This is a genomic window from Afifella sp. IM 167 (assembly GCF_020144925.1).
GTDB lineage: Bacteria > Pseudomonadota > Alphaproteobacteria > Rhizobiales > Afifellaceae > Afifella.
In genome coordinates, this window is record NZ_NSLC01000006.1 from 19,999 (window position 1) to 32,452 (window position 12,454).

Sequence of the window (12,454 nt, forward strand, 5' to 3'; positions counted from 1 at the left end):
GAGCGTTCAGGCGAGGGTGCGCGTGAGGATGTCGGAGACGTCGCGTGAGAGGTTGTCGCGCCCGGCGAGGGATTTCAGCACCGCCTCGGCCTTTTCCCGCCGTTCCGCCTCGAAGAGGCGATAGCTGCGGAAGCAGGTGGCGAGCCGCGAGGCGACCGAGGGATTTTGTCCGTCGAGCTTCACGATCGCATCGGCGAGGAAGCGGTATCCCGCCCCGTCCGGCCTGTGGAAAGCTGTGAGGTTTGCTCCGCCGAAGGCGCGCACCAGCGAATAGACGCGGTTTGGCGTCTTCCACGAGAAGGCGGGGCTCTCCGTGAGGGCGGCGACGACCTCGAGCGTGTCGTGGCCGGGCCGCGTCGCCTGGACGGAAAACCACTTGTCGAGCACCAGCGGGTTGTCGCGGTAGCGCTCGTAGAAGGCGGCGAGCGCCTCCTCGGCGCCGGCAAGGCGGGCATGGACGAGGACGGCGAGGGCGGCGCTGCGCACGGTGAGGTTCTCCGCCTTCGCGAAGGCCTCCGTCAGGAAGGCGCCATCCTCGCCGGCCGCGACGCGGTAGCGCCAGGCGGCATGGGCGAAGGCGCGGCGGCCGGCGTTTTCCGCGTCCGGCGAATAGACCGCCTCCGGCATGGCGCGGCGCGAGGCCGCCTCGATGCGCGCCCCCGAGATCCGGCCGATCTCCGCGGCGAGCGCGTCGCGCGCGTCGTGCAGGGCGTCCGGATCGACGTCGCTGGCGAGGATCTGCGCCATCTCGCCTTCCGACGGCAGGGCGAGGGCGAGAGCGCGGAAGGCCGGGTCGAAGGCCTCGTTCTCGGCAAGCTCGCCGAAGGCGGCGGCAAGGCGCGGATCGAAGCGCGGCACGTCCCCGGCGCGGCGCGCGCGGTAGCCCTCGGCGATGGCGCGGCGGGCAAGGCCCTGCAGCGCCTCCCAGCGGTTGAACGGATCGCCGTCCTGGCGGGCGAGAAAGAAGAGGTCGTCCGCCGAAAGGTCTCCCTCAAGCTGGATCGGGGCGGAAAAGCCGCGCAGCACGGAAGGAACGGCGCGCGCCTTGAGGCCGGTGAAGGTGAGCTCCGCGGCGTCGGCGCCGAGAAGGATGAGGCCGCGCTCCAGCGCCTTGCCCGCATCGGCGAGATCTTCCGCGCCTTCCGTTGACGTGAAGGAGAGATCCTGCCCGTCCGGTCCGACGAGGCCGAAGGCGAGCGGCAGGAGCATCGGCTTCTTCGGCTTCTTGTCCGGCGTTTCCGGCAATTCCTGCTTCAGCGAGAGCGACAGCGTGCCGGCCGCCTCGTCGAAACGATGGCGCATCGTCACCTTCGGCGTGCCTGCCTGATGGTACCAGAGAGAGAACTGCGAAAGGTCCTCGCCGGTCGCCTCGGCGAAGCATTCCACGAAGTCCTCGATGGTGACGGCGCCGCCGTCGTGCCGCTCGAAATAAAGGTCCATGCCGGCCCTAAACCCTTCCTCGCCGAGGAGGGTCTTCAGCATGCGGCAGATCTCGGCGCCCTTGATGTAGACGGTCGCCGTGTAGAAGTTGTTGATCTCGCGGTAGGCGGTCGGGCGCACCGGATGGGCGAGCGGGCCGGCATCCTCCGGGAACTGCGCCTGCCTGAGGCCGATGACGTCGGCGATGCGCTTGACCGGCCGCGAGCGCATGTCGGCGGAGAATTCCTCGTCGCGAAAGACGGTGAGGCCTTCCTTCAGGCAGAGCTGAAACCAGTCGCGGCAGGTGATGCGGTTGCCGGTCCAGTTGTGGAAGTATTCGTGGGCGATGACGCCTTCCACATGGGCATAGTCGCTGTCGGTGCCCGTCTCCGGGTCGACGAGGACGTATTTGTCGTTGAAGACGTTGAGGCCCTTGTTCTCCATCGCGCCCATGTTGAAGTCGGAGACGGCGACGATGTTGAAGACGTCGAGATCGTATTCGCGCCCGAAAACCTCCTCGTCCCAGCGCATGGAGCGCTTCAGCGCGTCCATGGCGTAGCGGCAGCGCTCCTCCTTGCCGTGCTCGCAATAGATGGCGAGGCGCACGCGCCGGCCGGAGGCCGTGACGAAGATGTCGTGGATGGCGCCGAGGTCGCCCGCGACGAGGGCGAAGAGATAGGAGGGCTTGGGGAAGGGGTCGTGCCAGACGGCGTAGTGCCGCCCGGTGCCGGCGAGCGGCCCGCTTTCGGTGAGGTTGCCGTTGGAAAGAAGGACGGGCGCCTCCGCCGCCGGCGCCTCGATGCGCACGGTGTAGACGGAAAGGACGTCGGGCCGGTCGTAGAAATAGGTGATGCGGCGGAAGCCCTCCGCCTCGCACTGGGTCGTGTAGACGCCGGAGGAACGGTAGAGACCCATCAGCGCCGTGTTGTTGTCCGGATCGATCTCCGTCACCGTCTCCAGCCGGAAGGGGCTGGAAGGCGGGTTCGTGATGGTGAGCCGGTCGGGGCTGGCCTCGTATTCCTCGGCGGAAAGGCGCCTGCCGTCGAGCGAGATGGAGACGAGCTTCAGCCCGTCGCCGTCGAGGACGAGGGCCGGGGGCGGGCCATCCTCGGCGCGCCGGCGAAGCTCCAGCCGCGCCGTCACCCGCGTCGCCGTCGGCGCCAGCGAGAAGTCGAGCGCGACGGTGTCGATCGCATAGTCGGTCGGACGGTATTCTTCCAGCCGCACCAGAGCGGCCGCTTCCTTCTGCATCATGGCCTCCTGAGCCCTCGCTTCCGCATGTAGAGGCGAATGGCGGAGAGGGGAAGCGCCGATCCCTGCGCAAAGCCCGATCCCTGCGCAAAGCCCGATCCCTGCGCAAAGAATGCGCATGGCGCCATGCCGCCCTTTCGGCGCGGCGACGCGCGGCCTAGTTTCCCCGCGGCAGAAAACGGACGGGACCATGAGCGAGACGAAAGGGAAGATCATCTCCCGGCGCACGGCCTATGATGGCTGGAACAGGCTGGAAGAGGTGACGGTCGCGAGCGGGACGGGCGAGCATCGGCGCGAGATTATCACACACGGCGATGCGGCAAGTCTTCTGCCCTACGACCCCGAGCGCCGCATGGCGCTTCTGGTGCGCCAGCTGCGGGCGCCGCTGCTGGCGCGGAGCGAAGGCGACGGCTGGGTGCTGGAGGCCTGCGCAGGCATCATCGATCCGGGCGAGACGCCGCGGGAGGCGGCGCTGCGCGAAGGCGAGGAGGAGCTGGGCGTTAGGCTCGGCGGCGCGGAGCACCTGGCGAGCGTCTATCCCGCCCCCGGCTGCCTGGACGAGCTGGCGCATCTCTATCTTGCCGTCTACGAGCCCGCCGACCGTATCGGCGAGGGCGGCGGCAACGATCACGAGGGCGAGGAAATCGAGGTGATCGAGATGCCTCTGGACGATCTCTACCGGCTCATGAGGGAGAGGAAAATCATCGACGCCAAGACGCTGATCATGGCGCAGGCGCTGCTCGCGCGCGGCGCCTAGAGGCAGGCCCGCGAAGGGTCTCCGGCGGCCCATTCAAGTATGCGTGAAACCGAATCCGGTTTTCGGGCGTTATCCATCCCGAACGCCCCTTGAGGGCGCGCAACAAGCAGGAGATTTTGTCATGCTCGGTTGGGCACTGACCTTTCTGGTTATCGCTCTGATTGCGGCTGTTCTTGGTTTCGGCGGCATTGCCGGTACAGCGGTTGGCATCGCCAAGATCATTTTCTTCGTCGCAGTGGTTCTCTTCCTGATCTCGGCCATCACGGGCGCCGTTCGCGGCCGCCGGGTCTAGCTTTTCGGGAAGCACTGACTTCAAGGGCCGCCGGCGTTGCCGGCGGCCTTTTTGCGTTCTGCCTCGCCCCGCGCGGGCTTGACGGTTCCGGCAAAGCGCCCCACGAGGGCCGCATTCGGGTCTAGAAATCACCTGGGGGCGGCAGTCAGGCTGTCACTCCTCCCGCCGCCCGCACCCAACCCGCGGGCCTTCTGCAATTCCTGACCGCCGGACGCCTCCCATGACCGCTTTCCAGCAACGGCTGCGCATCGCCATCCTCTTCGGCGGGCGTTCGGCCGAACACGACGTCTCGATCATGTCGGCGACGAACGTGATGCAGGCTCTGGATCCCGAAAAATACGATCCCCTGCCGGTCTTCGTGACGAAGGATGGAAGGTGGCTGGCGAGCCGCTTCGTCGACGGCGAGCTGGAAAGGCCCTCATCGGGGACGGAGCTTTGTCTGCTGCCGGGCGGCCGGGGCCGCGTCGTCGCCGTGCCGCAGGACGGCGCCCCGCACGAGGCGGCGCCGATCGACATCCTCTTTCCCGTCCTGCACGGGCTCTTCGGCGAGGACGGCACGGTGCAGGGCCTCGCCGAAGTGGCGCGCGTGCCGCTGGTCGGCTGCGACGTCCTCGGCTCGGCGGTGGCGCTCGACAAGGACCTGACGAAGCGGCTGCTGCGGGAGGCGGGCATTGCCGTGGCGCGGTCCCTCACCATCCGCCAGGGCGCGGCGCCATCGTTCGCCGAGGTGAAGGAGGCGCTTGGCCTGCCGCTCTTCGTCAAGCCCGCCCGGCAGGGCTCTTCCGTCGGCGTCAGCAAGGTCGCAAGCGAGGCGGAGTACGACGACGCCCTCGCCGAGGGCTTCCGCCACGACAGCAAGCTGCTCGCCGAGGAGTTCATCAAGGGGCGCGAAGTCGAATGTGCGGTGCTGGAAGACGCCGAGGGCGGCCTGTTCGTCTCGCTTCCCGGCGAGATCGTGCCGGCCACCAGCCACGGCTTCTACAGTTACGACGCCAAATACGTCGACGCCGAGGGCGCCGCCCTCAAGGTGCCGGCGGAGCTGCCGAAGGAGGTCGAGGACAGCATGCGCGAGACCGCGGCGACGGCGTTCCAAGTGACCGGATGCGATGCCATGGCCCGCATCGACTTCTTCCTGAGCGAGGAGAAGGGGCTCCTCCTCAACGAGCTCAACACCATCCCCGGCTTCACCGACATCAGCATGTACTCCAAGGTGATGGCGGCGAGCGGCGTCAGCTATGGCGAGGTCATCGACCGGCTTGTCGCCCACGGTCTGGCGCGGGCGAAGCGCTCGCTCTGAGAACTTTGCCGCCGCAGGATGGATTTTCGGATCAAGTCCGGCAATGACGAGAAAGTCTGGGGCAGACCTCGGACCGTCCGTTCTGGAATAGACGCCGTCAGCCCCGCGCCCTGATGAAATCGACGAAGGCGCGCAGCGGCGCTGGCACGAGGCGCCGGCCAGGGTAATAGAGGAAGGGCCCGGAAAAGCTCTCCCACCATGGCTCCAGTACCGGCTCCAGCGCGCCGCTGGCGAAATACGGGCGCAGCCAGTCCTCGAAGAGAGTGACGATGCCGGTGCCGGCGATGGCCGCGTCGACCAAGAGCTCCGTTCCCCCGCCGAGCTGGACGAGAAGCGGCCCACCCGGATCGATCTCGATCAACTCGCCGTCGCGTTCGAACTCCCACACCGCCATCCTGCCGCTGGCGAAGCGCCCCCTAAGGCAGGCATGGCCAAGCAGATCGCGCGGATGCTCCGGCCGGCCGTTCCGCTCCAGATAGGAGCGGGAGGCGGCGGTGGCGAAGCGCTGGCTGCGCGGGCCGATCGGCACGGCGATCATGTCCTGCTCCAGCCGCTCGTCATAGCGGATGCCGGCGTCGCAGCCGGAGGCGATGACGTCGACGAAGCTCTCCTCGACGAACACCTCCAGCCGGATGTCGGGATAGGCGGCGAGGAAGGGCGGCACGATCGAAGGCAGCACCAGCCGCGCCGCGCTTTCCGGCACGTTGAGCCGCAGGGTGCCGGCAGGCCGGTCGCGATAGACATTGACGACGTCGAGCGCGGCTTCCACCTCGCCAAGCGCCGGGCCGAGACGTGCAAGCAGGCCTTCGCCCGCCTCCGTCGGCGTTACGCTGCGGGTCGTACGGTTGAAGAGCCGGACGCCGAGCACCGCCTCCAGCCGCCGGACCGCCTCGCTGAGGGAGGAGGCGCTCGCACCGCTCTGCCGCGCCGCGCCGCGAAAGCTCTTCTCCCGCGCCACGGCGATGAAGGCCTTCAGGTCTTTCAGGTCGGCGTCCATTGTCTGCTTCTCCGCACAGCCTGTACTGATTGTGCCGGATTATCGAACGGCCGGCCATGCCCTAGCTATCGGCTGCATCAAGGGAGAAAGATCCATGACGAACATTGAACAGGCCGGCACCTTCAGGCTCGGCCACCGCGACGTGAAGCGCATCGGCTACGGTGCGATGCAGCTTGCTGGCCCGCATGTCTTCGGCCCGCCGAAGGATGAGGAGAAGGCGCGCGCCGTCCTCAGCGAGGCGGTGGCGAGCGGCGTCGACCATATCGACACCAGCGATTTCTACGGCCCCTATGTGGTCAACCGCCTGATCCACGAGGCCCTGCACCCCTATCCGGAGGATCTCGTCATCGTGACGAAGATCGGCGCGCGGCGCGACGACAAGGGCGCCTGGCTGCCGGCCTCCACGCCGGATGAGCTCAGGAAGGCGGTGGAAGAAAACCTCGAACATCTGGGCCTTCAGCAGATGGAGGTGGTGAATCTGCGTCTGATGTTCGCCGAGGCGCCGGCCGAGGGCTCCATCGAGGCGCAACTGAAGGCGGTCGTCCGGCTCCAGGAAGAGGGGCTCGTGCGCCATATCGGGCTCAGCAATGCTACGCTTGCGCAGGTGAGACAGGGCCGCGACATGGCCGAGATCGCCTGCGTGCAGAACCACTACAACCTCGCCCACCGGGCCGACGACGCCCTCATCGACGAGCTCGCCGAGGCCGGTATCGCCTATGTGCCTTTCTTCCCGCTCGGCGGGTTTTCGCCGCTGCAATCCTCGGTCCTGACCGAGGTGGCGGAAAGGCTCGGGGCAACGCCGATGCAGGTGGCGCTCGCCTGGCTCCTGAGGCGCTCAAAAAACATCCTCCTCATTCCCGGCACCTCCTCGCCGGAGCATCTGCGGGAAAACCTCGCCGCGGCCGAGCTGGAGCTGCCGCAGGACGCAATGCGGGAGCTGGACGGTATCGGCGCGGCGGCGAAGTAGGGTTTTTGGGCCGGGCGGAGGGTGTGGGCCGAGAGCCCGCGCTTTTCTCTCTCGTCATGTCCGGGCTTGGCCCGGGCATCCATTCCATTCCCGCTGATGGGATCTCACGCCGAGGAATGGATCGCCGGATCAAGCCCGGCGATGAAGAGAACGTGCCTTCCGCTTACTCCGCCGCCTCGGCGGGGACCGCCGCGCGCACCCTGGCGGCGCAGAACTTGAACTCCGGGATCTTGCCGAAGGGATCGAGCTGCGGATTGGTGAGGACGTTCGCCGGCGCCTCGTAGAAGCAGAAGGGGATGAACACCATGCCGGGCGGCACGTCGCGGTCGGCGCGCAGCTTCAGCGCGATGTCGCCGCGGCGCGTCTCCACCACGATGGCGTCGCCCGGGGCGAGCCCCATCCTTTCCGCCTCGCGCGGATTGAGCGAGGCGACGGCGACCGGCTCCAGCGCGTCGAGGGCTCCGGCGCGGCGCGTCATCGCCCCGGTGTGCCAGTGCTCCAGCATGCGGCCCGTCGTCAGCACCATCGGATAGGCCTCGTCCGGCACCTCGTCGGGCGGGGTGAGGTCGGCCGGCACGAGGCGCGCCCGCCCGTCGGGCGTCGGAAAGCCGGAGGTGAAGACGATCTCGTTGCCGGGCGTGTCGTCGCCGTCGGCCGGATAGGTGACGGAGCCCTCGCGCTCCAGCCGCTCCCAGGAGATGTGGTCGAGCGAGCGCATATGCGAGCGCATCTCCTCATAGACCTCCTTCACGCCCGCATAGTTCCAGTCGAGCCCGACGCGCCGCGCCAGCTCCACGATGAGGTCGATGTCCTGGCGCGCCTCGCCGGGCAGTTTGAGGACGGGCCGGCCGATCTGCACCTGGCGGTTGGTGTTGGTGTAGGTGCCGAGCTTTTCCGCATGGGCGGAGGCGGGCAGCACCACGTCGGCATGAAAGGCCGTCTCGGTGAGGAAAATGTCCTGCACGACGAGATGATCGAGCTTTGCCAGCGCCGCGCGGGCATGGCGCTGGTCGGGGTCCGACATCGCCGGGTTCTCGCCCATGATGTACATCGCCCGGATGGTGCCCTCGTGGATGGCGTCGACGATTTCCACGACGGTGAGGCCGCGCACCGGATCGAGGGCGCGGCCCCAGTGATCCTCGTAGTGCCCGCGCACATTCTCGTCCTCCACCGACTTGTAGTCCGGAAAGACCATCGGGATGAGGCCGGCATCGGAGGCGCCCTGCACGTTGTTCTGGCCGCGCAGCGGATGCAGACCCGTGCCCGGCCGTCCGATATGGCCGGTGATGAGCGCGAGCGCGATCAGGCAGCGCGAATTGTCGGTGCCGTGGATATGCTGCGAGATGCCCATGCCCCAGAAGATGATGGAGCGTTCGGCGGTGGCGTAGAGGCGGGCGACCTCGCGGATCTTCTCGGCCGCAACGCCGCAGACGGGCGCCATCGCTTCCGGCGAAAAATCCTTCACCTTCTCCTTCAGCGCCGCAAAGCCGTCGACATGCGCCTGGATGTACTGCTCGTCGTAGAGCTTTTCAGCGACGATGACGTTGAGCATGGCGTTGAGGAGGGCGACGTCCGTGCCCGGCGTGAAGGTCAATGAATGCGAGGCGTGGCGCATCAGCTCCTGGCCGCGCGGGTCGATGACGACGAGCTTGGCGCCCTTCTCCGCCGCCTGCTTCAGATAGGTGGCGGCGACGGGATGGTTCTGCTCCGGCCTGGCGCCGATGACGATGATGCAGTCGGCCTCCCCCGCCGCGGTGAACGGGGCGGAGACGCCGCCGGAGCCGACGCCTTCCATCAGCGCGGCGACCGAGGAGGCGTGGCAGAGCCGCGTGCAATGGTCGACGTTGTTGGTGCCGAAACCCTGGCGGATGAGCTTCTGGAAGAGATAGGCCTCCTCGTTGGAGCCCTTGGCCGAGCCGAAGCCGGCGATCGCCTTGCCGCCGTCCTCGGCGTGGATGCGCTTCAGGCCCGCGGCGGCCCGCTCCATCGCCTCTTCCCACGTCGCCTCGCGGAAGACCTCCCACGGATTGGCGGGGTCGAGCATCATGTCGCCGCGCTTCGGCGCATCCTCGCGGCGCACCAGCGGCTTTGTCAGCCGGTGCGGATGGCGGATGTAGTCGTAGCCGAAGCGGCCCTTGACGCAGAGCCGGTTCTCGTTGGCCGGGCCGCCGCGCCCGTCGACCTGCACGATGGTCTCGTCCTTGACCGCCACGCGCGTCTGGCAGCCGACGCCGCAATAGGGACAGACGCTGTCGACGATGCGGTCCGGCACGATTTTCCGCGCCCGCGCATCCCCGTCCATCATCGATTTCTCGAAGAGCGCGCCGGTCGGGCAGGCCTGCACGCATTCCCCGCAGGTGACGCAGGTCGAAGCGCCCATCGGATCGTCGAAATCGAAGACCGGGCGCTCCAGATGGCCCCGGAAACCCATGCCGATGACGTCGTTCACCTGCACCTCGCGGCAGGCGCGGACGCACAGGTTGCATTCGATGCAGGCGTCGAGATTGACGGCGATGGCGACGTTCGAGGCGTCGTGGAGAAGGGCGCGGTCGAGATGGCCGTCGCCATGGACGATGTCGTCGGCCTCGTACCCGAAGGCGCCCTGGCGGCCGGCCTCGGCATTTTCCACGCCGCCGTCGGCGCGCGAGAATTTCGACGGCAGGCGCGCGCCCGAAGCGCCGATCTCCTCCGCCCAGCGCCAGAACTTCGCTTCCGGGTCCGGGTGTCCTTGACGCGGCGGCTGGTCGGAAAGGAGGAGCTCGAAGACCATGCGCCGGGCGCGCTCCGCCCGCTCGCCGGCGCTCTTCACCACCATGCCCTCGGAGGGCTTGCGGATGCATGAGGCGGCGAGCACGCGCTCGCCCTCGATCTCCACCATGCAGGCGCGGCAATTGCCGTCCGGGCGGTAGCCCGGCTCGTCGAGATGGCACAGATGCGGAATGCGCGTGCCGAGCCGCTTGGCCGCCTGCCAGATGGTCTCGCCCGGCTGGGCGGTGACTTCTTTGCCGTCGAGGGTGAAGGTGATGTCGCTCAAGACCGCAGCTCCTTTATCCCGTCGAGGAGAAGCCGGCCGCCGAGGAGGCCGAAGATCGACCCGAACAGGCCCTCGATGACGCGCGCGAAGCGGGCATAGCCGCGCAGGGCGGGCCCGGTGGAGAAGAGGAAGGCGTAGGCACCGTAGATGAGCGCGGCGGTGACGAAGGCAAGCGGCCCGAAGCCGAGGACCTGAAGCGGGGTGAGGCCGGAGCCGAAGAGGAAGGTGCCGACGGCGATCCACATCAGCGCCGCCTTGGGGTTGGTGAGGACCACCAGAAATCCGCGCCGCCAGGCGGCGCCCGCATCAAGGCGGACCGCCTGCACGCGCACCGAGCCGGCAGCGCCTGTGAAGGCCGCCCTGAGCGCCTTGATGCCGAGATAGAGGAGATAGGAGCCGCCGACGACCTTCATCGCGGTCAGGAAGGCGGGATAGAGGGCGAGCACGGCGGCGAGACCGAAGGCGACGGCGGCCGACCAGAGAAGGACGCCCGAGGCGACGCCGAGGACGGTGAGGAGGGCGGCGCGGCGGCCCTGGCCGAGGGCGACGCCGGCGACGGCGAGCATGTTGGGGCCCGGCGCGGCCTGCGCGAAGAGGACGCCGGCGAGCGTGACGAGATAGGCGTGGAGCATCACATCTCCTCCCGGAAATAGGTGAGAAGGTGGTTGAGCGGGTTCGGCGCCGCCTGGCCGAGCCCGCAGATGGAAGCATCGCGCATCACAGCCTCCAGGTCGCGCAGAACCTCCTCGTCGAGCGGCCCGTCGGTGAGGAGATGGACGAGCTTTTCCGTGCCGGAGCGGCAGGGCGTGCACTGGCCGCAGCTTTCGTGGCGGAAGAAGCGCATCAGGTTGAGCGTCGCGGCGCGAATGTCGTCCTCCTGCGAAAGGACGACGACGGCATGCGAGCCGATGAAGCCGCGGGCGCTCTCGAACTGGCCGAAATCCATCGGCGTGTCGGCCATCGAGGCGGGAAAGATGCCGCCCGAGGCGCCGCCCGGCAGGAAGGCCTTGAGGCTGTGGCCTTCCGCCATGCCGCCGCAATATTCCGCAATCAGTTCGGCGAGCGTGATGCCGGCGGGCGCCACCTTGACGCCGGGTTCGGCGACGCGCCCGGAAACGGAATAGGAGCGCACCCCCTTGGCGCCGTTGCGGCCCTGTTCGGCGAACCAGGCGGCGCCGTTTTCCACGATGTCGCGCACCCACCACAGCGTTTCCACATTGTGGTTGAGGGTGGGCCGGGCAAAGACGCCGCGCTCGGCGATATAGGGCGGGCGGTGCCGGGGCAGGCCGCGCTTGCCCTCGATCGATTCCAGCATCGCCGATTCCTCGCCACACACATAGGCGCCGGCGCCGCGGCGCAGCTCGATGAAGCCGGGCGGGGCAATGCCGGCTTCCTCGAGGGCCGCGATCTCGCGGCGGAGGATTTCCAGCACTCCCGGATATTCGTCGCGCATGTAGAGGTAGAGCCGTTCCGCCTCCACGGCCCAGGCGCCGATCAGGGCACCCTCCAGCATCCGGTGCGGATCGGTCTCCAGATAATGCCGGTCCTTGAAGGTGCCGGGCTCGCCCTCGTCGCCATTGACGGTCATCAGCCGGGGGCCTTCGAAGGAGCGGACGATCTCCCATTTCTTGCCGGCCGGAAAGCCGGCCCCGCCCATGCCGCGCAGCCCGGCCTCGCCGAGCGCATCGGCGATCTCGCCCGGGCTCTTTTCCCCGGCGCGGCACGCGGCGAGAAGGCGGTAGCCGCCCCCGGCGCGGTATTCCTGCAGCGGGACATAGTCGGCGATTTCCGCCGAAAGGTCGCCGGAGGCGGCGACGGCGGCGAGCTTTTCGAGGCTCGCATTTCCGACCGCGCGCTTGCCGGCCATGGCGGCCGGCGCCTCCGCGCAGCGGCCCATGCAGGGGGCGCGCACGACCCGGATTTCGGACGAGGCGAGGCCGGCTTCCGCCTGTTCGATCAGCGCTTCGGCGCCGGCAAGCATGCAGGTGATGGAATCGCAGATGCGGATCGTCACCGGCGGCGGAGCGGCCTCGCCCTCCTTCACGATGTCGAAGTGGTGATAAAAGCTCGCCACCTCGAAGACCTCGGCCATCGACAGGCGCATGAGATGGGCGAGCGCCCTCAGATGCGGCGCCGCAAGATGGCCGAAGCCGTCCTGGATGAGATGCAGGTATTCGATGAGATGGTCGCGCCTGAGCGTGCGGCCGGCCAGCAGCGCGGCGATTTCGGCAAGCGCTGCCTCATCGACTTGGCGACCCTTCGGCTCGGCGAATTTCCGGCGCTTCTTGCCGCGCGGCGCATCCATCCCTTGTTCCTTCTCGGCCGCTTCGGTTTCGAGCGCGCGACCGTTTGTCCTGTTGTAGCGTTCGCCGCCCCCTGGGGCCAAGGTGGGGCGGGCGAGTTCGCAGGGCTGTCCCTGATGCGTCGCGTTTCGACGCAC

At 68.1% G+C, this 12,454-nt stretch carries 9 protein-coding genes; 4 read left to right on the top strand and 5 right to left on the bottom strand.

Annotated elements, in window-relative coordinates; translation table 11 throughout:
• Positions 1-6 precede the first annotated feature (6 nt).
• Positions 7-2,670, bottom strand: coding sequence for an aminopeptidase N (gene pepN / locus CLD20_RS11785; RefSeq protein WP_224406840.1), 2,664 nt, complete (start codon positions 2,668-2,670; stop codon positions 7-9).
• A 190-nt stretch (positions 2,671-2,860) separates the two neighbouring features.
• On the opposite strand from pepN, the gene CLD20_RS11790 reads away from it, so the two are divergent.
• The 3 genes from CLD20_RS11790 to CLD20_RS11800 all read left to right on the top strand — a co-directional run bounded on the left by CLD20_RS11790 (position 2,861) and on the right by CLD20_RS11800 (position 5,016).
• Positions 2,861-3,427, top strand: coding sequence for an NUDIX hydrolase (locus CLD20_RS11790; RefSeq protein ID WP_224406841.1), 567 nt, complete (start codon positions 2,861-2,863; stop codon positions 3,425-3,427).
• Positions 3,428-3,548: 121 nt separating this feature from the next.
• Positions 3,549-3,719, top strand: a complete 171-nt coding sequence (locus tag CLD20_RS11795; protein WP_224406842.1) for a DUF1328 domain-containing protein — start codon at positions 3,549-3,551, stop codon at positions 3,717-3,719.
• A 220-nt stretch (positions 3,720-3,939) separates the two neighbouring features.
• Positions 3,940-5,016, top strand: coding sequence for a D-alanine--D-alanine ligase family protein (locus tag CLD20_RS11800; RefSeq protein ID WP_224406843.1), 1,077 nt, complete (start codon positions 3,940-3,942; stop codon positions 5,014-5,016).
• A 97-nt stretch (positions 5,017-5,113) separates the two neighbouring features.
• Here CLD20_RS11800 and CLD20_RS11805 read toward each other — a convergent pair whose 3' ends face one another.
• Positions 5,114-6,013, bottom strand: coding sequence for a LysR family transcriptional regulator (locus CLD20_RS11805; protein WP_224406844.1), 900 nt, complete (start codon positions 6,011-6,013; stop codon positions 5,114-5,116).
• Positions 6,014-6,107: 94 nt separating this feature from the next.
• Between CLD20_RS11805 and CLD20_RS11810 the strand changes: the two genes are divergently transcribed.
• On the top strand, positions 6,108-6,980 hold the full coding sequence (locus tag CLD20_RS11810; RefSeq protein ID WP_224406845.1) for an aldo/keto reductase family oxidoreductase: 873 nt from the start codon (positions 6,108-6,110) through the stop codon (positions 6,978-6,980).
• 163 nt (positions 6,981-7,143) lie between these two features.
• On the opposite strand, the gene fdhF is transcribed toward CLD20_RS11810, so the two are convergent.
• Genes fdhF through CLD20_RS11825 form a run of 3 tightly spaced genes read right to left on the bottom strand, consistent with a single transcriptional unit; the run spans position 7,144 to position 12,319 of the window.
• Complete coding sequence (gene fdhF / locus CLD20_RS11815) at positions 7,144-10,014, bottom strand: formate dehydrogenase subunit alpha (protein ID WP_224406846.1); 2,871 nt, start codon at positions 10,012-10,014, stop codon at positions 7,144-7,146.
• Entirely contained in the window at positions 10,011-10,646 is a 636-nt protein-coding gene (locus CLD20_RS11820; RefSeq protein ID WP_224406847.1) for a LysE family translocator, read from the bottom strand. The genes fdhF and CLD20_RS11820 overlap by 4 nt, the downstream gene beginning before the upstream one ends.
• Positions 10,646-12,319 (bottom strand): NAD(P)H-dependent oxidoreductase subunit E, encoded by a 1,674-nt coding sequence (locus CLD20_RS11825; RefSeq protein ID WP_224406848.1) that lies wholly within the window; start codon positions 12,317-12,319, stop codon positions 10,646-10,648. Before CLD20_RS11825 ends, CLD20_RS11820 begins: the two co-directional genes overlap by 1 nt.
• Positions 12,320-12,454: the final 135 nt, after the last annotated feature.

Coding starts and splice junctions, on each gene's coding strand:
- pepN (WP_224406840.1), bottom strand. CDS start 2,670: ATGCAGAAGGAAGCGGCCGCTCTGGTGCGGCTGGAAGAATACCGTCCG.
- CLD20_RS11810 (WP_224406845.1), top strand. CDS start 6,108: ATGACGAACATTGAACAGGCCGGCACCTTCAGGCTCGGCCACCGCGAC.
- CLD20_RS11800 (WP_224406843.1), top strand. CDS start 3,940: ATGACCGCTTTCCAGCAACGGCTGCGCATCGCCATCCTCTTCGGCGGG.
- CLD20_RS11820 (WP_224406847.1), bottom strand. CDS start 10,646: ATGCTCCACGCCTATCTCGTCACGCTCGCCGGCGTCCTCTTCGCGCAG.
- CLD20_RS11805 (WP_224406844.1), bottom strand. CDS start 6,013: ATGGACGCCGACCTGAAAGACCTGAAGGCCTTCATCGCCGTGGCGCGG.
- CLD20_RS11795 (WP_224406842.1), top strand. CDS start 3,549: ATGCTCGGTTGGGCACTGACCTTTCTGGTTATCGCTCTGATTGCGGCT.
- CLD20_RS11825 (WP_224406848.1), bottom strand. CDS start 12,319: ATGGATGCGCCGCGCGGCAAGAAGCGCCGGAAATTCGCCGAGCCGAAG.
- CLD20_RS11790 (WP_224406841.1), top strand. CDS start 2,861: ATGAGCGAGACGAAAGGGAAGATCATCTCCCGGCGCACGGCCTATGAT.